The sequence below is a fragment of the Rhodococcus sp. USK10 genome, from assembly GCF_019378875.1.
Lineage (GTDB): Bacteria > Actinomycetota > Actinomycetes > Mycobacteriales > Mycobacteriaceae > Rhodococcus_F > Rhodococcus_F pseudokoreensis.
On record NZ_CP076048.1, the window covers coordinates 2169486 to 2188173 of the forward strand.

General features: G+C 69.0%; 19 protein-coding genes. 9 read left to right on the plus strand and 10 right to left on the minus strand.

The window, feature by feature from the left end; all coding sequences use genetic code 11:
• Positions 1–11 precede the first annotated feature (11 nt).
• The 5 genes from I1A62_RS17095 to I1A62_RS17115 all read right to left on the minus strand — a co-directional run bounded on the left by I1A62_RS17095 (position 12) and on the right by I1A62_RS17115 (position 5545).
• A complete protein-coding gene (locus I1A62_RS17095; RefSeq protein ID WP_219459235.1) occupies positions 12–1604 on the minus strand; it encodes an AMP-binding protein in 1593 nt (530 codons plus the stop codon).
• 106 nt (positions 1605–1710) lie between these two features.
• Entirely contained in the window at positions 1711–2202 is a 492-nt protein-coding gene (locus I1A62_RS17100) for a YbjN domain-containing protein (protein WP_206010026.1), read from the minus strand.
• Positions 2199–3557 (minus strand): D-inositol-3-phosphate glycosyltransferase, encoded by a 1359-nt coding sequence (gene mshA / locus I1A62_RS17105; protein ID WP_219459236.1) that lies wholly within the window; start codon positions 3555–3557, stop codon positions 2199–2201. The genes I1A62_RS17100 and mshA overlap by 4 nt, the downstream gene beginning before the upstream one ends.
• A gap of 12 nt (positions 3558–3569) precedes the next feature.
• Complete coding sequence (locus I1A62_RS17110) at positions 3570–4397, minus strand: alpha/beta fold hydrolase (protein ID WP_219459237.1); 828 nt, start codon at positions 4395–4397, stop codon at positions 3570–3572.
• Positions 4343–5545 (minus strand): MFS transporter, encoded by a 1203-nt coding sequence (locus I1A62_RS17115; protein WP_219459238.1) that lies wholly within the window; start codon positions 5543–5545, stop codon positions 4343–4345. The genes I1A62_RS17110 and I1A62_RS17115 overlap by 55 nt, the downstream gene beginning before the upstream one ends.
• Positions 5546–5601: 56 nt before the next feature.
• Here I1A62_RS17115 and I1A62_RS17120 point away from each other — a divergent pair, with 56 nt between their 5' ends.
• The 3 genes from I1A62_RS17120 to I1A62_RS17130 are packed head-to-tail and all read left to right on the plus strand — an operon-like array spanning position 5602 to position 7863.
• Complete coding sequence (locus tag I1A62_RS17120) at positions 5602–6375, plus strand: PIG-L family deacetylase (RefSeq protein WP_219459239.1); 774 nt, start codon at positions 5602–5604, stop codon at positions 6373–6375.
• Positions 6376–6422: 47 nt separating this feature from the next.
• Positions 6423–6827, plus strand: a complete 405-nt coding sequence (locus I1A62_RS17125; RefSeq protein ID WP_219459240.1) for a PaaI family thioesterase — start codon at positions 6423–6425, stop codon at positions 6825–6827.
• Positions 6828–6831: 4 nt separating this feature from the next.
• Positions 6832–7863, plus strand: coding sequence for a tocopherol cyclase family protein (locus tag I1A62_RS17130; protein WP_219459241.1), 1032 nt, complete (start codon positions 6832–6834; stop codon positions 7861–7863).
• Here the strand turns inward: I1A62_RS17130 and I1A62_RS17135 are convergent.
• Entirely contained in the window at positions 7856–8140 is a 285-nt protein-coding gene (locus tag I1A62_RS17135; RefSeq protein WP_374710838.1) for a cysteine hydrolase family protein, read from the minus strand. The two genes, I1A62_RS17130 and I1A62_RS17135, sit on opposite strands and share 8 nt — an antisense overlap.
• A 115-nt stretch (positions 8141–8255) precedes the next feature.
• On the opposite strand from I1A62_RS17135, the gene I1A62_RS17140 reads away from it, so the two are divergent.
• Positions 8256–9266: an IS110 family transposase gene (locus I1A62_RS17140; RefSeq protein WP_257890748.1), complete on the plus strand. Its 1011-nt coding sequence runs from the start codon at positions 8256–8258 to the stop codon at positions 9264–9266.
• A gap of 367 nt (positions 9267–9633) precedes the next feature.
• On the opposite strand, the gene I1A62_RS17145 is transcribed toward I1A62_RS17140, so the two are convergent.
• On the minus strand, positions 9634–10086 hold the full coding sequence (locus I1A62_RS17145) for a cysteine hydrolase (RefSeq protein WP_257890823.1): 453 nt from the start codon (positions 10084–10086) through the stop codon (positions 9634–9636).
• Positions 10087–10206: 120 nt separating this feature from the next.
• On the opposite strand from I1A62_RS17145, the gene I1A62_RS17150 reads away from it, so the two are divergent.
• Positions 10207–10791, plus strand: a complete 585-nt coding sequence (locus tag I1A62_RS17150; RefSeq protein ID WP_219459242.1) for a DUF742 domain-containing protein — start codon at positions 10207–10209, stop codon at positions 10789–10791.
• Between the two features lie 81 nt (positions 10792–10872).
• Here the strand turns inward: I1A62_RS17150 and I1A62_RS17155 are convergent, their stop codons facing one another.
• Positions 10873–12147 carry an ROK family transcriptional regulator gene (locus tag I1A62_RS17155; protein WP_219459243.1) on the minus strand — a complete coding sequence of 425 codons (1275 nt, stop codon included), beginning with the start codon at positions 12145–12147 and terminating at the stop codon, positions 10873–10875.
• A gap of 439 nt (positions 12148–12586) precedes the next feature.
• Here I1A62_RS17155 and I1A62_RS46375 point away from each other — a divergent pair, with 439 nt between their 5' ends.
• The 4 genes from I1A62_RS46375 to I1A62_RS17170 all read left to right on the plus strand — a co-directional run bounded on the left by I1A62_RS46375 (position 12587) and on the right by I1A62_RS17170 (position 16024).
• Positions 12587–12718 carry a hypothetical protein gene (locus tag I1A62_RS46375; protein ID WP_257890824.1) on the plus strand — a complete coding sequence of 44 codons (132 nt, stop codon included), beginning with the start codon at positions 12587–12589 and terminating at the stop codon, positions 12716–12718.
• 133 nt (positions 12719–12851) lie between these two features.
• Positions 12852–14150: an MFS transporter gene (locus tag I1A62_RS17160; RefSeq protein ID WP_219459244.1), complete on the plus strand. Its 1299-nt coding sequence runs from the start codon at positions 12852–12854 to the stop codon at positions 14148–14150.
• A gap of 170 nt (positions 14151–14320) precedes the next feature.
• Positions 14321–15268 (plus strand): TauD/TfdA family dioxygenase, encoded by a 948-nt coding sequence (locus I1A62_RS17165; RefSeq protein WP_219459245.1) that lies wholly within the window; start codon positions 14321–14323, stop codon positions 15266–15268.
• 9 nt (positions 15269–15277) lie between these two features.
• Positions 15278–16024 carry an SDR family NAD(P)-dependent oxidoreductase gene (locus tag I1A62_RS17170; protein ID WP_124395585.1) on the plus strand — a complete coding sequence of 249 codons (747 nt, stop codon included), beginning with the start codon at positions 15278–15280 and terminating at the stop codon, positions 16022–16024.
• Positions 16025–16360: 336 nt separating this feature from the next.
• Here the strand turns inward: I1A62_RS17170 and I1A62_RS17175 are convergent, their stop codons facing one another.
• Together I1A62_RS17175 and I1A62_RS17180 are read right to left on the minus strand one after the other, a co-directional pair.
• Positions 16361–17542, minus strand: a complete 1182-nt coding sequence (locus I1A62_RS17175; RefSeq protein ID WP_219459246.1) for an Ig-like domain-containing protein — start codon at positions 17540–17542, stop codon at positions 16361–16363.
• A gap of 32 nt (positions 17543–17574) precedes the next feature.
• Positions 17575–18666 (minus strand): UDP-N-acetylmuramate dehydrogenase, encoded by a 1092-nt coding sequence (locus I1A62_RS17180; protein ID WP_257890825.1) that lies wholly within the window; start codon positions 18664–18666, stop codon positions 17575–17577.
• Between the last annotated feature and the right edge of the window lie 22 nt (positions 18667–18688).

Here is an 18688-nt window from a genome sequence, read left to right on the forward strand (position 1 = left end):
AACCCCCGCCGTCAGCCCCGGCGGGCCTCGCCGGCCCGGAGGTCCTTGCGGAGGATTTTGCCTGCGGCGGACTTGGGGACGAGGTCGATGAACTCGACCCTGCGGACCTTCTTGTGCGGGGAGACCCGTTCGGCGACGAACGCGATCACCGCGGCCTCATCCAGGTCGGCGCCGGGCTGGGCGACGACGAACGCCTTCGGCACCTCCTCACCCTCGTCGTCGAGGACACCGATGACGGCGGCGTCGGCGATCTGCGGGTGCGTGAGCAGCAGCGCCTCCAGTTCGGCGGGCGGCACCTGATACCCCTTGTACTTGATGAGTTCCTTCATCCGGTCCACGATCGTGACGACCCCGTCGGCGTCGACGGTCGCGATGTCCCCGGTGTGCAGGAACCCGTCCGCGTCCAGGGTTTCCGCGGTCGCCGCCTCGTTGCCGAGGTACCCGGCCATGATGTTCGGGCCCGCGCACCACAACTCGCCCGGGGCGCTGACGCCCTCGGTGGGGTAGTCGACCTCCTGCCCGGTGGCGGGGTCGACGAGTTTGCATTCCATGTTCGCGATGGTCGGGCCGACCGAGTCGAGGGCGATGTCGTCGCGGTCGAACGGGATCGCGTGCGAGACCGGGCTCATCTCCGACATCCCGTACCCCTGCCGGACCCGGCAGCCGAGCCGGGTCGCGACGGCCCTGCCCAGTTCCTGATCGAGCGGGGCGGCGCCGGAGAAGACCGAATGCACCGAGGACAGGTCGTAGTCGTCGACCAGCGGGTGCTTGGCCAGTGCGACCGCGACCGGCGGGGCGATGAACACGTACGTGCATTTCTGTCCGGAGACGATGCGCAGGAATTCGACGAGGTCGAACTTCGGCATCGTCACCAGCGCGGCCCGGTTGTAGAGGGCGGCGTTGAGCAGCACCGTCATCCCGTAGATGTGGAAGAACGGCAGCACGGCGAGGAGTGTGTCGTCGGCGCCGATGCCCATCCGCGGGTTGATCTGGCAGACGTTGGCGACGAGGTTGCGGTGGGTGAGCATCACGCCCTTGGGGCGGCCGGTGGTCCCCGACGAATACGGGAGCACCGCGAGGTGGGTGGCCGGGTCGAACGACACCGCCGGGGCGGGGTGGGCCTCGGTGAGCAGATCGGTCAGGGACGGGTGGCCGTCGGCGCCGTCGAGGACGATGACGTTCTCGTCGGGGATCCCGACCGTGACGGCGGCCGCCGTGGCCTGCGGCAGCAGGGGGGAGACGGTGAACAGGAATTTCGCGTGCGAGTCGGTGAGCTGTTTGGCGATGTCCTCGGCGGTGTAGAGGGCGTTGATGGTGGTGGCGACGCCGCCGGCGCGCAGGATGCCGTGGAACACCGCGGCGAAGGCGGGCACGTTCGGGGAGTGCAGGGCCACCACCTCACCGACCGCGAGACCGCGGGCCGCCAGCGCCCCGGCGACCCCGCCGATCTGCGCCACCAGGGTTTGGTAGGTGGTGACCGCACCGGAGGCGCCGTCGATCAGCGCGGGACGCTCCCCGGCCGCCGGGTCGAGGTGACCGAACAGGAAATCGTAGACACTGAGGTTCGGGATCTCGACGTCCGGAAACGGGCTCTTGAAGCTCACGTGGGTCACTCCCTCGAAGTGTTGCAGCAGCAGTTGTGACACCAGTCACAGGTTCGCCGCAACTCTACCCGCGCGCAATTCCTTTCCGCGGGAGGTCAACCCACACTCAGGGCTGCGAGTCCTCGATGAGATGTTCGAACGGTTTCAGGTTCGCCAGCGACTCACCGCGCGAGACACGCCATTCCCACTCCCGCTTGATGGAACCGGCGAATCCGAGTTCGAGAAGGGTGTTGAAGTCGCCGTCGGCCGCCTCGAGCACCTGTCCGAGAATGCGGTCCAGTTCGTCCGCGGTCACCGCGTGCTCGGCGATCTGACCGACCAGGTAGATGTCGCCGATCTTGTCGATCGTGTACGCCACCGAATAGAGCCGGCGGTTGCGCCGCAGCAGGTACTTGTAGACGCCTTCGAAGTTCTCGTCGGGCTTGCGGCAGACGAACGCCTCGACGCGCAGGCCGTGCTTGCCGACGGTCAGCAGCGTGGTGGTCTTGAGCTTGCGCTCGCCGGGCAACTCGACGACGAAGTGCGTCGAGTCCTTCTTCGTGAAGTCCAACTCCCGGTCGGTCAGGGCGGACTCGATCACGTCGGTCAGGTCGGTCATGCGCGCACTCCCCCGACCCGGCGCAACTTCCACAGTCCGCGTCCGCGACGCGGGGAGAACTCGCTCGGGCCGTGTCCGTAGTTGTAGTTGACGGTCGCCATCCGATAACTCTCGAGGAGTCCGTCGGCGGTGTGTTCCCAGGAGAAATTCTCGGCGTGCCGCGGAGCCTCGGCGGCCAGCGCGGCGAGGCGGGCCGGTTCGGAGACCAGCGACTGCAACGCCGTCGCCCAATCCTCGGTGCGGTGCCCGTCCACGAGGAGCCCGGTCTCGCCGTTGCGGACCGCGACGCCGAGTCCGCCGACGTTCGCGGCGATCACCGGTGTGCCGCAGGCCTGCGCCTCGATGGCGACCAGACCGAACGATTCCGAATAGCTCGGCACCGCAACGAGATCCGATGCCCGGTACACGTCGGCGAGCCGATCGGGCGCCTGCGGCGGGAGGAACGTGACCCGCGCGGCAATGCCGAGCGAGGACGCGAGTTCGATCAGCGCGTCCGGCCGGGCCAGTCCGGATCCGGACGGACCCCCGACCACGAGCACCCGCAGCGTCGACTCGGGGTCCCGGGCGATCAGTTCGGCGGCGGCGCGGAGCAGGACGTCGGGAGCCTTGAGCGGCTGGATGCGTCCGACGAACGTCACGACGGTCTCGCGGGGGTCGAGTCCCAGCTTCGCCCGGGCGGCGTCCCGGTCGCCCGGGCGGTAGCGCGTCAGGTCGGCGCCCGGCGCCACCACATCGATCCGGTTCGGGTCGGCGCCGTAGTGGCGGACCAGCTGATCGGATTCGTCGGTGGTGTTGGCCACGAGCCGGTCGGATTCGGCCACCACCTGCTGTTCGCCGATCTGACGGGCGGCCGGTTCGGGGGTGTCCCCCTCGGCGAGCGACAGATTCTTGACCGCGGCGAGCGTGTGCGCGGTGTGCACCAGCGGCACACCCCACCGGTCGCGGGCGAGCCAGCCTACCTGCCCCGACAGCCAGTAGTGCGAGTGCACCAGGTTGTAGTAGCCCGGTTCGTGCCGGGCCTCCTCGCGGAGCACCCCGGCCACGAACGCGCAGAGCTGCGTGGGCAGGTCCTGCTTGTCGAGCCCCTCGAACGGACCGGCGACGACGTTGCGGACGAGGACGCCCGGCGCCGCTTCCTGGACGGGGGCGTCGGAGGACGACGTGGCCCGGGTGAAGATCTCCACCTCCACGCCGCGGCGGGCCATCTGGATGGCGGACTGCAGCACGTAGACGTTCATGCCGCCCGCGTCGCCGGTACCGGGCTGCGCCAGCGGTGAGGTGTGGACCGAGAGGACGGCCACCCTGCGGGGGCGCGAGTTGTGCAAGGGCGTCACCACTCCATAGTGCTCCCCCACGGATCGGCGCCTTTAACCGAGGTTGTCGACGAACGCGCCGACCTCTTTCACGAACCGGCCGGGATCCTCGACGAACGGCCCGTGGTCGCAGCCTTCCCAGAACGACGCCCGCGCCTGCGGGATCAGGTCTGCGGCGTGCCTACCAGCCGAGACGTCGACGACGGAGTCCTCGGTGCCGTGCAGGACGAGCACCGGCACGTCGAGCGACCGGAGCAGATCGTCGTGGCTCGCGGAGCGGTTGAACAGTGCGGCCCGCACGTGCGGCGGGGTGGCGAGGCTGGCGCCGAACAGCGCCTGCGACTGCGCGCCCTTGCCTTCCGGCGGTCCGGTGAGCGCGATGCCGAACGCTCCCAGCGCGCGGATCGCCTCGCGCGGCTCCTCGGACATCGCGCCGGGGATCGCGGCGCGCATCGCCGCACCGACCTTGCCGCCGGCCTCCCCGCGGCCGATGCTGGTGATGGCCCCGACGAGGACGACGCCGTCGACGGCGGACGTGCCGTGGGACGCCAGGTAGTCGCAGATCACGAGGCCGCCGTAGGACCAGCCGAGGAGCACCGCACCGGACGTGACGCCCTCGGCCGTGAGCACGGCTTCGACGTCCCCGGCCCAAATCGCGGAGTCGTCGTAGCCTGCGGCCGGCGCACCCGAGTAGCCGTGTCCGCGAAGGTCGACGGCGATGACGCGGTAGCGGGCGGCGAGTTCGTCGAGCACCGTGGGACCCCAGCACTTCGACGACTGCGCCCAGCCGTGCAGGAGAACCAGGGCCCGCGCGTCGGGGTCACCGGTCACCGAGTAGACGAGGGGCGTTCCGTCGACGCCGACTGCTTCACGAATAGCCATGGGGTCACCATAGAGGCCAGCAGTGCGGCGACCGCCGCCACCGCGTACCCGGCGGTGGTGCCGAATTCGTCGATCATCCGGCCTGCGAGCGCCGACCCGACGGCGACGCCGACACCGAGTCCGGTGACGATCCAGGTGATGCCCTCGGTGAGCGCGGCCGCGGGCACGATCTGCTCGACCAGACCGGTGGTGACGATCATGATCGGCGCGACCGTCATCCCCGCCATCGCGTAGGCGACGGCGAGCGCCGGGATGCTCCCCGCCAGCAGCAGCGGCACCATCAGCACCGCCACTGCGAGGACCGCGACCATCAGCTGTTTCCGGAGCGACGCCGACACCCGGACCGCGCCGAACACGAGGCCCGCCACCGCGGACCCGGTCGCGAACAGGGCCAGCACCACGGTGGCGGAGGCGGGTGCGTCGTGGCTCCGGGTGAAGGCGATGGCCCCGACGTCGATGACGCCGAAGATCGTGCCCATCGACACCATGACGGCCACCAGGATCCACAGCGCGGGGGTCCGGACGACGGACGGGCGGCCGCCGTCCGGCGACGAGTGCACGGGCGGCTCGGTGCCACGCTGAGCGACGAGCGCGAGGGTGCCGACCACCAGCAGCACGAGTCCCGCGAGCGGTCCCGCCTCGGGGAACACCGTGACGGAGAGCCCGACGGAGACCACCGGTCCGGCGATGAAGCACAGTTCGTCCACCACCGCCTCGAATGCGAACGCCGTCCGCAGCAGTGGCGTCCCGCGGTACAGCTCGGTCCAGCGGGCGCGCACCATCGCACCGATCGTGGGCATGCAGCCGGCCGGGACGGCCCACACGAACAGCACCCAGTCGGGGGTCCCGAACCGGACGCACAGCAGCATCGCGGCGAGCGACGTCGCGCTGATCCCCGACGCGACGGGCAGCACGCGGGACTGCCCGTAGCGGTCGACCGCCCGGGACACGACCGGCGTGATGAACGCGTAGGTCAGCGCGAACACCGCGGCCAGGGCGCCGGCGAGCGCGTAGTCTCCGCGCAGTTCGGACAGCATCGTGACGATGCCGATGCCGACCATGGCGATCGGTACGCGCGCGACGAATCCTGCTGCCGAGAACGCTGCGGAGCCGGGGGCGGCGAAGATCTGACGATAGGTACCGAGCACGCGTCGAGCCTCACAGATCGTGGCCGCGACTGCCAGCACGTGCAAGTATTGCGCTCATGAGTGTCCTGGTGTGTTTCCACGCCCATCCCGACGACGAAGTGTTCACCACCGGCGGCGTGATGCGTCAGGCCGCCGACGCCGGTCACCGCGTCGTCGTGGTCACCGCGACGGACGGGGCGCTCGGCGAGGCGCCCGAGGGGATCCTGATCGACGGCGAGTCGCTCGCCGAGCGTCGGCGCCGCGAACTCGAGGAGTCGACGTCGCTGCTCGGCGCCCAGCGTGTGGTGTTGCTGCACTATGCGGATTCCGGGATGGCGGGAACGCCGGAGAACGAGAATCCGGCGGCGTTCTGCAACGTCGACGTCGAGGAGGCAGCCGCCCGGCTGGCCGCGATCCTCGTCGAGGAATCCGCCGACGTGGTCACGATCTACGACCCCAACGGGGGTTACGGGCACCCCGATCACGTCCAGGTGCATCACGTGGGTCTCCGGGCCGCCGAACTGGCCGGTGTGCCGCACGTCTACGAGGCGGCCGTCAGCCGCGACCACATCCGGCGACTGATGGCCGCGAATCCGGAATGGTCCGAGAACGCGCAGCCACCGGACCTCGACACGTTCGGTCTGCCGGACTCCGAGATCACCACGGTCGTGGATGTCACCTCGGCGATGGGCGCCAAACGCGCCGCGATGCACGCGCACGCCACCCAGATCGGGGACTTCGGCCCGTTCCTGCAGATGCCCGAGGAGCAGTTGCAGGCGGCGTTCGGTCAGGAATGGTTCCGCCGTCGCGGGGCGCCTGCGGGGCTCGCGGAGTCGTCGCTGCCGCTCTGACCGGAACTGCCTGCGCGGGTTCGGGTCCGCGCCTAGCATCCACGGGTATGGATCCCGCTGATCTCGTCGCGACCATGCCGTTCGCCGTGCACACCGGGGTTCGCCTCACCAGGGCCGCACCCGAGGAGGTCGTCGGGCACCTCGCGTGGGACCAGCACCGCACCACGGCGGGAAACGGCATGCACGGCGGGGCGCTGATGACACTCGCCGACAGTGTCGGCGCCGTCTGCGCGTTTCTGAATCTTCCGGCGGGGGCATCCACGTCGACCACGAGTTCGAGCACGGTGTTCACCCGCGGCGTCCGCAAGGGCACCGTCACCGCGACGGCGCGTCCGCTGCACGCCGGGCGCACCACGGTCGCCGTCGTCACCGAACTGCGGGACGACGAGGACCGGCTGGTGGCGCAGGTGACGCAGTCGCAGGCGGTGCTCTACCCCCGGCCGGGAAGCTGACCCCGTGTCGAGACTGCTGCGGGCGTACCGGTCCACGGGTGCGGATCTGCCGTTCGGCAACGTCCTCGCCGCGCACGACGTCGCGATGGAGGGCTATTTCTGGCGGTTCACCCAGCCCGCGACCGGACAGGTCGTCATCGCGCTGGCCGGAATCAACAGGGCCGCGGACGGCCACTGGGCGACACTCGGTCTGGCCGGTCACCCCACCCGGTTCCTGCGGACCTCCGCGCATCCGGAGGGCTACGCCAACCCGGCCGGACTCGGCGCGTTCGCCGGCGACGCGTTCCGCGGGTCCGTCGACCGCGTGCGGGTGGATCTCGGACCGGACGCCCGCCTCGACGTCCGGATCGGCGGCCAGGTCCCGTGGCCGCGGCGCAGGCTCGGCGGGTCGAGCGTGTTCCAGACCGTGCCCGCACTGAACCAGTACTGGCATCCGTGGTTGCTCGGCGGACGGGCCGAGGGAACCGCGGTGCTGGGCGGCACCGACATCGACCTCGACGGCGCCCAGGTCTACGCCGAGAAGAACTGGGGCAAGGGCGGATTCCCCGACTCCTGGTGGTGGGGACAGGCCCAGGGATTCGCCGACCGGCAGGCGTGCGTCGCGTTCGCCGGCGGCGAGATCACCGCGGGCGGGCTGCGCACCGAGGTCACGGCCGTCGTCGTCGCGCTGCCCGACGGCACGGTGTTCCGCCTCGGCAACCCGGTCACCTCCCCCGTCCGGGCGCACGTGACGGACGAGCGGTGGTCGCTGCGCGGCCGCGGCCGCACGTGGAGCGTCGAGATCGAGGGCGCCTCCCCGCTGGGCTCGGCCCACGTGCTGCCGGTTCCGCTCCCCGCCGAGCGTCGCAACATTCCCGGCGCCCTCGAGCACCTGGCGGGTTCGATGAGTGTCACGGTCCGCCGCCGTGGCGCGCTCGTCTGGGCGGACGAATCGCCGCTCGCCGCGTTGGAGCACGGCGGGATCGAGCGGGCGCGGGCGGAACTGCGCAGGCGAGGTGCGCCGCCGGACGCGACGTCGGCGCCGCCCCTCAGCTGATCACCTCGAGTTCGGGTGGCTGCAACGCCTCGACGATCTCGTCGGTGTCCGCGTGCAGAACCCCGATCCGTCCGGCCTCCTCCAGGTGACGATCGTCGACGCCGGAGATCGCATCGGCGGCGGCGAGCACCTTGTAGTCCCGTTCGCCGGCATCGACGATCGTGGCGCGCGGGCAGTTGGGGTAGTTGCAGCCCGCGATCACCACGGTGTCGACCCGCCACCGGCGCAGGTGGTCGTCGAGGCAGGTGCGGTAGAACGCACTCCACCGCGGCTTGATGTGATGAAAAGGGGGCGGGGGGCCTCCCGCTCCTCATGGTTCCCAGCGGACGCTGGGGGTGTCCAGACCCCAATCAAGAGAAGGGTGGCCCCTCATGTACGAGTATGAACCAGGCATGCAGTTCGTAGGAGTCGATCTGCATCGGCGGCGGTCGGTGATCGTCCGCCACAACGGCGAGGGCCAGCAGCTGTCGGTGGCCCGGATCGCCAACGACCCGGACACGCTGAGGCGGCAACTCGACGACGCCGGACCGCACCCCGAGGTGGTGCTCGAAGCCACGTACGGGTGGTACTGGGCAGTCGACGCCTTGCAGGCCGCCGGCGCGACCGTTCACCTCGCGCACCCCCTGGGCGTCACAGGGTTTCGTTACCGTCGAGTCAAGAACGACGTCCGTGACGCCTCGGATCTGGCGGATCTGCTGCGCATGAACAGACTCCCCGAGGCGTGGATCGCCCCACCCGAGGTCCGCGAGTTGCGGGAACTGGTGCGTTACCGAGCGAAACTGGTCGCGATTCGGTCGAACCTCAAGGCGCAGGTCCACTCGGTGCTCGGGAAGGCCGGAGTCCAGATCGCGGTCTCGGACCTGTTCGGTGTCACCGGCCGAGCGAGACTTGCTCGTGTGCCCCTCGGCAAGGCCTACGCCCAACGGGTGCTGTCGCTTCTGCAACTCATCGACACCCTCGACACCCAGGAGGCGCGGTTCACCGCCCTGATCGCTCGCCGGCTCGGCGATGATCCCGGGTACCGGGCGATCCAGGAGATACCGGGTGTCGGTCCCGTCCTGGCGGCGATCTTCGTTGCGGAGATCGGTGACGTGCACCGGTTCTCGGGCCCGGACCAGCTATGTTCGTGGGCCGGGCTGACCCCACGGCACCACGAGTCCGACACCACCGTCCATCGCGGGCACATCACGAAGCAGGGCTCGAGACTGGTGCGGTGGGCGGCAGTCGAGGCGATCCAACTGCACCCGAGCACCGCGAAGATCGTCGCCGATCGCACCCGGATCCAAGCACGCAGGGGCAAGAACATCGCCAAGGTCGCCGCGGCGAGAAAACTGCTCACCCTCGTCTACTACGGGCTCCGCGACGGACACATCCGCGCCCTTGCCCAGCAGGCGGCGGCGTGAGCACCCCGGACGCAACACATGCGTGGCCGCGTTTCTGTCTGACCCTCGAGGACTCTCGGCGTGGTCGCCGGCTTGATTGACCCCGTGTGTTGCCACCGCACCACTCCATGCCCCATCACCGGGGGTCCCTCTTCCGAGGAACCCCCCGGCTGGGCGAAGGGATGACCGGTAGCCGAGGTGGCTCGGCCTACCCCCACCACTTGCATCACAGTGGAGACGTGCTACCCCCCATAACTTGATACGCCCCGCGGATTCGAGGGCCTGCGGTCAGTCTGCGTCGACCCCGGATCCGCTCACGGCCGAGACCGTTCGTCCTCGCTGACGCTGCGGGCGCTGCGTCCCGCCCCGCGGCCAGGGTCGACGCTGTCTACCCACAGGCCCGAAACCGAATACGCCCAGATGGCAGCACTTGACTAACCCGCCCCTTTTCAGGGATGAACAGGATGTGCTCGGTGGGCGAGACGGCCTGGAGGTCACCGGCCAGGAGCGATCCGGGGTCGAGGACCGGCACACCCAACTCGGGGGCCACCTGGGATCCGGCGGTGCCCGGCCTGGCCAGATCGAACCCGGCGGCGATCACGCGGCGCCGGCACAGGTCCACGTCGTCGCCCTCGTACAACCGGACGACGTGCACGATCGGGGCCATGGACTCCCGGTAGGCGTCCACGAGACGGGCGATCGCGGGCAGCACCGCCGACGTGCCCGGGATCGGGGCCGTCCCGCCGTCCACGAAGTCGACCTGCATGTCGAGGACGAGCAGCGCGGACCGGCCGAGATCGGGAGCGAGGAACGGATCCGAGTTCTGCCGCCAGTGCGTCACGCAGCAAATCTAACGCTCACGCGGACCCTGTAGCGGGAATCACAGGGACCGGACCATGGGCATGAAACGCGCGTTTGGGACGATGGAACGGGTGGGGTAGTTCGAGAAGGGTCCCGACCGATGACTGTGAGCGATGAGAACTGGCCGATGATCGGCGCGACAGGGGCGCGCTTCGGATCGGCCGGCCGCCGCCGGAGCGGCAGGAAAGAGCAGTCGCCGACGGCCGAGCCGAGCCCGTCGCAGTCGGTCGAGTGGGTGGAGCCCGAGCGCGCCGAGGCCGTTCCCGAGCAGGCAGAGGCCGTGTCCGAACCCGCCGGTCGAGCGCCCGAGATTGCAGAGTCTTCCGAGTGGGCGGAATCCGAGGAAACGGTCTCCATCGTCCGGCCGTTCATTCTCACGGGCGGGCGTACTGAATCCGGGGTCGATCTGCCGTTGGAGGCGGTCATCGTCGCCCGCGCGGACGGGGACGCCGTCGTGGACGCGATGCCGGCGCCGGACGAACCGCGCCGCGTGTTCGCGCTGTGCTCGGAACCGCGGTCGGTGGCCGAGATCGCGTCGCTCGCGTCGATCCCGCTCGGGGTCGCACGGGTGCTCGTCGGCGACCTCGCGGCGGCCGGGGCGGTCACCGTGAACGAGACGGCCGGATCCACCGGCCCGGACCGGAAGCTGATGGAACGCGTCCTCGACGGGCTGCGCAAACTCTGAAGGCGCGGTCGCCGGGCAGATGCACACGAATTCGTCAGCCGCACAGGAAATCGCTTGCGCGGCTGACGAATTGCCGTGAAACTACGGCGACGTCCGGCGCATCGCCCCGACCGGGTCGGAGTAAATGGTGCTCAGCGACACCACCGTCGATGCGTACTCCTGCACCCGGTTGCCGAAACCGGAAATGCGAATGTCCCTACGCTCCAAAGACGATGCCTGCGCGAAGGCCTCCGCGACGTGCGGGATACCGGCCGGGTACTCGGTGAACGCCTGGCCACCGAGGATCACGCGGTCCGGGTTGAACAGGTCCCGCAGCATCGCGACGGTCTTGCCGAGCACCTGCGCGCGTTCCACCAGAATCTCGTGCGCGGGAGCGGAACCCGAGGACGCCGCCTTGTAGAGCGCACTCATCGTCGGACGCTGATTCGACTCGGGGAGGATGCCTGCGTCGAGCGCGGCGGAGATGACCGCGCGATCGCTGATCGTCGCCTCGAGGCATCCGCGTGAACCGCACGAGCACTGCGCCGACGAACCGGTCGGCAGGTGCGCGATGGAACCGGGTCCGCTCGATGGCGTGTGGACGCGGCCGTCGATGGTGATCGCGATTCCGGCCGTCTCACGGGCGTAGAAGTAGAGGCCCGTTTCGCCTTGCGCGACACCGTCTTCGCTGTCCGGGCTCAGCAGCAGCTCGGAGGCGGCCATCGCCTCGACGTGCGCCGCGACGGAGACGGGCAACCCGAGTCCGGTCGCGATGATGGCGCCGACCTGAGCGGACTTCCACCCCAGCCGGGGGTGGTCGACGACACCGGTCTGCGCATCGACGCGCCCGCCGAGCGCGACACCCGCCCACAGCGGGCGACGCCGGTGCCAGCGGGACGCGAAAGCCCTTGCGCTGCGGGCGATGCCGGTCAGCGCGTCGGCGGATGCGCCCTGCGGGGTGGGCACCTCGACCGCCCCGAGGACTTTCCCGCGGAGGTCGCTGGCGATGATGCTGGTCACGACGGCGCCGATGTGGATACCCACGGTCAGGTACGGCTCGTGGTTGACCTCGAACGGAACACGCGGACGGCCGATCGCGCCGGAGGGCGTGAGATCGCCACGCTCGCGCAGCAACCCGAGGTCGAGGAGTGCCGATACCTGACGGTTGACGGTGGCGATGCTCAGTCCGGTCGCCTTCGCGGCGACGTCCCGGGACAGCGGCCCGCGTGACCGGGCCACCCGCAGAACGCCGGCGGCGGGGCCGTCGCTGATCCGCAGTTCGGGGGGAACGATGTGGAGACGGGGTCGGGACACGGGCCGCTGGAATCGAGACGCGGATCCGGTCCGGGTGGGGCTGGAAAGGGTGGGGGTAGACACGTGGCAGTCCTTGCATGCGGAGGCGGTGCGCACCTTCGTCCGAACGTTGCATCGGCCCCGGGTGGAGATGGGGGCGACCGAGGACGATCGATCAGGAGAAGATTGCGCGAATTAGCTGCAGATGCTGAGACAGCGACAACACAGTTCCCGCGCCAAGGGCAGCCGCGAACCCAGCGCGGAAGTCACGTAGGTGACCCGCGGAGCGGTCGACTGGCCTGAGGACATGCCACGAAAGTAGCAGCTTCGGTCGGTTTCACCAATCCGAAGGCGCGACGGCGTGCATCGGCGTGTCACCCCGCTTCCCCAGTTTCCGCTGCTGCGGGGCGGCGGCACCGGCAGCAGCGGAAGACCGACACCACTCTTGACGGGCGACCGTGTTTCACGACACAATACGCCGGGATACCAACCGAACGTACGGTTATAGGAGCGAGATGTATCGATGGGATCGTCACAGGTCGGCACACCGGGCCCGGAGTTGTCGATGAAGACGACGCGGGCGGCGCTCGCCCTCGGAGTGGGACTCACCGCGCTGCTGACGGCCGGAACTTCCAGTGCAAGACCGACCCGCTGACCGAACAGTCGGTTGATGCGAACACGACCGGCGAGGTGACGTCGAACTGACGGGCTCGGCAGTTCGGTAGGCATTCCTCATCCCCTGCCGGGGCGGCACATCCGCTGCCCCGGCACCCTCGAAGGACATCGACATGACCTCCACGCAGATCTCCGTGACACCGCAGGCGCCCGTCCGGCCGCTGAAGGTGGCCGGTGCCAGCCTCATCGGGACCGCCATCGAGTGGTACGACTACTTCATCTACGGCATGGCCGCCGCGATCGTGTTCGGCCCGCTGTTCTTCCCGTCCTTCTCCTCGATCGCGGGCACGCTGGCCGCGTTCGCGACGTTCTCCGTCGGCTTCGTCGCGCGGCCGATCGGCGGCGTCGTGATGGGCCACTTCGGTGACCGCATCGGACGCAAGTCCATGCTCGTCTTGTCGCTGATGCTGATGGGCGGCGCGACCGTCGGCATCGGACTGCTGCCCACCTACGCCACCATCGGCGTCTGGGCGCCGATCCTGCTGGTCACCCTGCGTTTCGTTCAGGGAATCGGCGTCGGCGGGGAGTGGGGCGGCGCCGTGCTGATGGCGGTGGAACACGCACCCGCCAACAGGAAGGGCTTCTACGGGAGCTTCCCGCAGATGGGTGTGCCCGGCGGTCTGATCCTGGCGAATCTCGTGTTCCTCGGGGTGTCGACGAGCCTCAGCGAGGAAGCGTTCCTGGCCTGGGGCTGGCGGATCCCGTTCCTGGCCAGCGCGGTGATGGTGCTGATGGGGCTCGTCATCCGATTCACCATCACCGAGAGCCCCGACTTCGAGAAGGTCAAGGACACGCACCGCGATCAGCGACTGCCGATCGTCACTGTCCTGCGGGAGAACCTGCGCGAAGTGCTGCTGTCCGCGGGCGCGTTCATCGGCATCAACACCGTCGGATACATCTTCATGGCGTACCTGCTGTCCTATTCGACGAAGGTCCTGGGCATGAGCAAGACGCTGGTGCTCGTCTTCACGCTGGTCGCCTCGTTCGTGTGGCTGATCGTCATCCCCGTCGCCTCGATGCTGTCGGACCGGTACGGCCGCCGGCGACTGCTCGTCACCGGCTCGGTCGGGCTGACGGTCTGGGCGGCGGCGCTGTTCCCGCTGATCGATCTCGGGAACCCCGCGGTGATGATGATCGCCCTTCTCGGCACGGCCGTGTTCATGGGCATCGTCTACGGGCCGATCGCCGCACTGTTCACCGAATTGTTCAGCGCCGAGGTCCGGTACAGCGGTGCATCGCTCGGCTACCAGATCGGTTCGGTTCTCGGTGGCGGGCTCGCCCCGACGGTGGCCGCCGCGCTGTACGCGAGCTGGGGTTCGTCGGCACCGATCTCCGTGTACCTCACCACGGTCACGCTGCTCAGCCTGCTGTGCGTCGTCGCGATCACCCGGAAGGTCCGCGCCGCCCCGTAGAACCGACACGATGGATCCACCCGTCTCCGCCGCACCGCCCGCCGGTGCGGCGGAGACGTCGTCGTGCGCCCGCCCGTTGCGATCAGGGTGACGCAAATCCTTCCGGCGACACAGCCCCGATGGTTCGGTTACAGGACTCCACACCGTCTCCGGTATCCGAAAGGCCCACCATGTCCATCGATTTCGCGCCCGAGCACGTGACCGACGCCGAGGGTTCCCAGAACGCGGCGAGCGTCGTCAAGCTGGGCGCCCACATCGGCGCCCGGATCGACGGCGTCCGGCTCGGCGGCCAGCTCGACCCCGCCACCGTCTCCCTCATCCGTCAGGCCCTGCTCGAGCACAAGGTGATCTTCTTCCGCGGCCAGGAACATCTCACCGACGACTCGCAATACGAGTTCGCGGAACTTCTCGGCTCCCCCACCACGGCGCACCCGACCGTCACCTCGCGCGGCGCCAAGGTGCTGCCCATCGACTCCGACTACGGCAAGGCCAACAGCTGGCACACCGACGTCACGTTCGTCGACCGCATCCCGAAGGCGTCGATCCTGCGCGCCGTGGAACTCCCCACGTACGGCGGAACCACCACCTGGGCGTCGGGTGTCGCAGCCTACAACGCGCTGCCCGAGCCGCTGAAGGTCCTCGCCGACAACCTGTGGGCGACGCACACAAACGTCTACGACTACGCGGCGACCAGCGCCGAACGCGCGCAGGACGAGAAGTCGCAGGAGTACCGCGCCGAGTTCCAGTCCACCTACTTCGAGACCGAGCACCCGGTGGTGCGGGTCCACCCCGAAACCGGCGAGCGCACACTGCTGCTCGGCCACTTCGTCAAGAAGCTGGTCGGCCTGAGCAGCACGCAGTCGCAGGCGCTCTTCAAGGTGCTGCAGGACCACGCGATCTCGCTCGAGTTCACCACCCGGTGGAACTGGCAGTCGGGCGACGTCGCGATCTGGGACAACCGTGCCACTCAGCACTACGCCGTCGCCGACTACGACGACCAGTACCGGCGACTCAACCGCATCACCCTGGCCGGCGACGTCCCCGTCGACGTCCGGGGCGAACGCAGCCGCAGCGTCGCAGGCGACGCGAGTGACTACTCCGTCATCGACGAGCCCTAACATGTCGGCATGACCTTTTCACCTGACACCCGCATCGCCGTCGTCACCGGAGCGAGCTCCGGAATCGGCGAAGCCACCGCCCGCACCCTGGCCGAGCAGGGATTTCACGTGGTGATCGGGGCTCGGCGACTGGATCGTCTGGAGAAGATCGCCGAAGACATCGGCGGTACCGCGCTCGAACTCGACGTCACGGACCAGGATTCCGTGGACGCGTTCGCCGCGGTACTGCCGAGGGTCGACGTGCTCGTGAACAACGCGGGCGGCGCCAAGGGTCTGGCCACCGTCGCCGAGGCCGACCTCGACGACTGGCGCTGGATGTGGGAGACCAATGTTCTGGGCACCCTTCGGATCACCAAGGCGCTGCTGCCGAAGTTGATCGAGTCGGGCGACGGTCTGGTCGTCACCGTCACGTCCGTGGCCGCGCTCGAGGCGTACGACAACGGTGCCGGATACACGACGGCCAAGCACGCGGAGGGCGTCCTGCACCGCACGCTGCGCGGCGAACTGCTCGGCAAGCCGGTCCGTCTCACCGAGATCGCTCCGGGCGCAGTGGAAACCGAGTTCTCGCTCGTGCGATTCGAAGGCGACCAGGATCGGGCCGACAAGGTCTACGAGGGCATCACGCCGCTGGTGGCCGCAGACGTCGCGGACGTCATCGGGTTCGTCGCCTCCCGGCCGTCCCACGTGAACATCGACCAGATCGTCGTCAAGCCACGAGATCAGGCTTCGTCCGGGCGTTTTCACCGTACGACGTAGGCAACTTCGCGGCGATCCGCCTGTCCTGGTGTTCGAGGAACAGGACCACCGCCCACAGTCCCGCCACGATCGTCACCAAACCCAGCAACATCCATCCCATCCCACAGCCCCCTGCCGATCAACGACTTTCGACCGAAACGGACTGTCGGGGTCGTCCGTCGACCCCTCGACAGCGGACGACTCCCCACAGTTGTGTCACCCGAGAACGCGGCGCCGTCGACGCGTCCTCATTCAGGTAGACGCACCGGATCCGCTTTCGGTTCCACCGAATGTGGAGAAAGTTCGCCGACCCGTAGGTGAGCGGCAAAGTGTGCCCGGGCACGCTTTGCCGCTCACCTATGCGAGGGCCGAGAGGGACTGCCAGTCGGGCCAGCTGACGGCCCAGTCATAGATGTCGCCGTCGGCGGCCGACAGGTCGATGGACGTCCCGGTCACCTCGACGGGGTCGCCGTACAGCGCGGTGCCGAAGTACTCCTGAGCGTCCCCGAGGGACAGGTTGATGCAGCCGTTGGTGACGTTCGACGAACCCTGGACGCCGATGGTCTCGGGGTTGGCGTGGATGAACTCGCCGTTGTTGGAGATGCGGACCGCCCACCGTTCGCGGACGTTCTCGTAGAACGGCGGGTTGGACATGAGGAAGTCCTCGTGCTTCTCGGTCACCATGTGGATGCCGCTGCGGGTGACGTTGCGCGCCTCGTTGCCCTCGCCGTAGCTGACGGGGATGTCCATGATGGTTTCGCCGCCGCGCACCACCTGCATGCGATGGCTGGGGGCGTTCGCGATCACGATCTGACTGCGCCCGACGGTGAAGTTCAGCGACAGGTCCTGCTCGCCGTACGCTCCCCCACCGAAGTCCACGCCGTACAGCTTCGCGTCCAGGGCGACGGTGGTGCCGGGCGCCCAGTAGTTCTGGGGACGCCAGTGCGCCCGCGACCCGTTGTCGTCGGGCAGCCACGCCCAGGAGCCGGGGGTGGGCGGGTCGGTCGTGACGGTCATCGCCTTCTCGACCGCCGCCTTGTCCTCGACGGACTCGTGGAACTGCACGATGATCGGGGCGGCGATCCCGACCTCCTGGCCGTCGCCGATGTTGAGGGTGGCGCCGATCGTCTCGTCGGGATCGAGTGTGGTGAAGCTGCCGTCGACGGTGACGGACTTGCCGTCCGTGCCGAGCGCCGTGCCCTTCCACGTGTAGGTGGCGCCGTAGCCCAGCGCTTCCCCGACGGTGAACGTGGTCCGGTCGGGTGAGAGCACACCCTGCACGGCCCGCCCCTCGGCGTTGACGAGGGAGATGTCGGTGAACGTGCCCTGTGACGCGGTCGCGGAGATCGGCGCCACCGGGCTGACGTCCTCGGTGCCCGACGCCGGATTCTGGGTGACCTCGACCGCCGGTTCGGGGGGCGCGGTGGCGGTTCCCGACTCGGAGACCGTGCATCCGGTCAGCACAATGAGAAACGCGATCAGCGCCGTCGCGATCAGCGCGACGCGCGACCGACTTGTCCGAGAACCCAGTTCATGCACAGCTAACAGATTACCTGCGCTACGGACCTGTCTCAGATCGCGCAGCCGACCGTCACGGGTTCGGGTTCGAGCCGGACACCGAATGCCGACTGGACGCCGTCCCGCACGTCGCGGGCCAGTGCCAGCAGGTCTTCGGTCTTCGCGGTGCCCCGGTTGGTCAACGCGAGGGTGTGCTTGGTCGACAGGCGCGCGACGGCGTTCTCGCCGGGATACCCCTTCGAGAAGCCGGACCGCTCGATCAGCCAACCGGCAGACAACTTGGTTCCGCCGTCGGCCGAGTACTGCGGAACGGAGACGTCGCCGAGCCGGTTCTCGATCGCGGCGAGGACGCCCCCCAGCTCGCCGTCGGAGACGACGGGGTTGGTGAAGAACGAGCCCGCGCTCCAGGTGTCGTGGTCGTCGGGGTCCAGCACCATGCCCTTGCCCCGGCGGAGATCCAGCACGGCGCCCCGGACCTGCGCCGACGGCAACCGGTCGCCCTCGGAACCGTCGAGCGCCGAGACGAGTTCGCGGTAGCGCAGCGGCTCGGACAGTCCGTCGGGATGCACGGTCAGTTCGACCGCCAGTACGAGTGCCGCGTCGGAGTGCTTGAGGACGCTCGTGCGGTACCCGAGGCCCAGCGCGCCGGGTTCGACCCAGCGCGCCTCACCGGTCCGCCGATCGAGGAGGTGCACCCGCCGCAGCATCGACCCGATCTCGACGCCGTACGCACCGACGTTCTGCACCGGGGTGGCCCCGGTCGACCCGGGGATCCCCGACAGGCATTCGAGCCCGCCCAGTTCGGCGGCGACGGTCTGCGCGACCACCTGATCCCACTCGGCGCCCGCCTCGGCAGTGACGAATCCCTCCTCCAGACCGACAGTGGTGTTGCACACACGCACCACCACACCGTCGAATCCGTCGTCCCCGACCACGAGATTGGAACCGCCCGCGAGGATCAGCGTCGGGATGTGTGCGGCGTCGAGAAGACGCACCACGTCGACGAGGACCTGCGTGGTCGGGCACTCCGCCACGATCCGCGCCGGCCCGCCGACCCGCAGCGTGGTCATCCCCGACAGTTCGAGGTTTTCCGACACGAAGGCGCCCGAATCGACGAGTTGACTGACAATGCTCACATCCCACACAACCGCAAACGGTAGCGTGGCC

Excerpts from the sequence above, each read along its gene's own strand:
- I1A62_RS17100 (WP_206010026.1), bottom strand. The coding sequence starts at position 2,202 with ATGACCGACCTGACCGACGTGATCGAGTCCGCCCTGACCGACCGGGAG.
- I1A62_RS17110 (WP_219459237.1), bottom strand. The coding sequence starts at position 4,397 with ATGGCTATTCGTGAAGCAGTCGGCGTCGACGGAACGCCCCTCGTCTAC.
- I1A62_RS17120 (WP_219459239.1), top strand. The coding sequence starts at position 5,602 with ATGAGTGTCCTGGTGTGTTTCCACGCCCATCCCGACGACGAAGTGTTC.
- I1A62_RS17125 (WP_219459240.1), top strand. The coding sequence starts at position 6,423 with ATGGATCCCGCTGATCTCGTCGCGACCATGCCGTTCGCCGTGCACACC.
- I1A62_RS17140 (WP_257890748.1), top strand. The coding sequence starts at position 8,256 with ATGCAGTTCGTAGGAGTCGATCTGCATCGGCGGCGGTCGGTGATCGTC.
- I1A62_RS17150 (WP_219459242.1), top strand. The coding sequence starts at position 10,207 with ATGACTGTGAGCGATGAGAACTGGCCGATGATCGGCGCGACAGGGGCG.
- I1A62_RS46375 (WP_257890824.1), top strand. The coding sequence starts at position 12,587 with ATGGGATCGTCACAGGTCGGCACACCGGGCCCGGAGTTGTCGATGAAG.
- I1A62_RS17160 (WP_219459244.1), top strand. The coding sequence starts at position 12,852 with ATGACCTCCACGCAGATCTCCGTGACACCGCAGGCGCCCGTCCGGCCG.
- I1A62_RS17165 (WP_219459245.1), top strand. The coding sequence starts at position 14,321 with ATGTCCATCGATTTCGCGCCCGAGCACGTGACCGACGCCGAGGGTTCC.
- I1A62_RS17170 (WP_124395585.1), top strand. The coding sequence starts at position 15,278 with ATGACCTTTTCACCTGACACCCGCATCGCCGTCGTCACCGGAGCGAGC.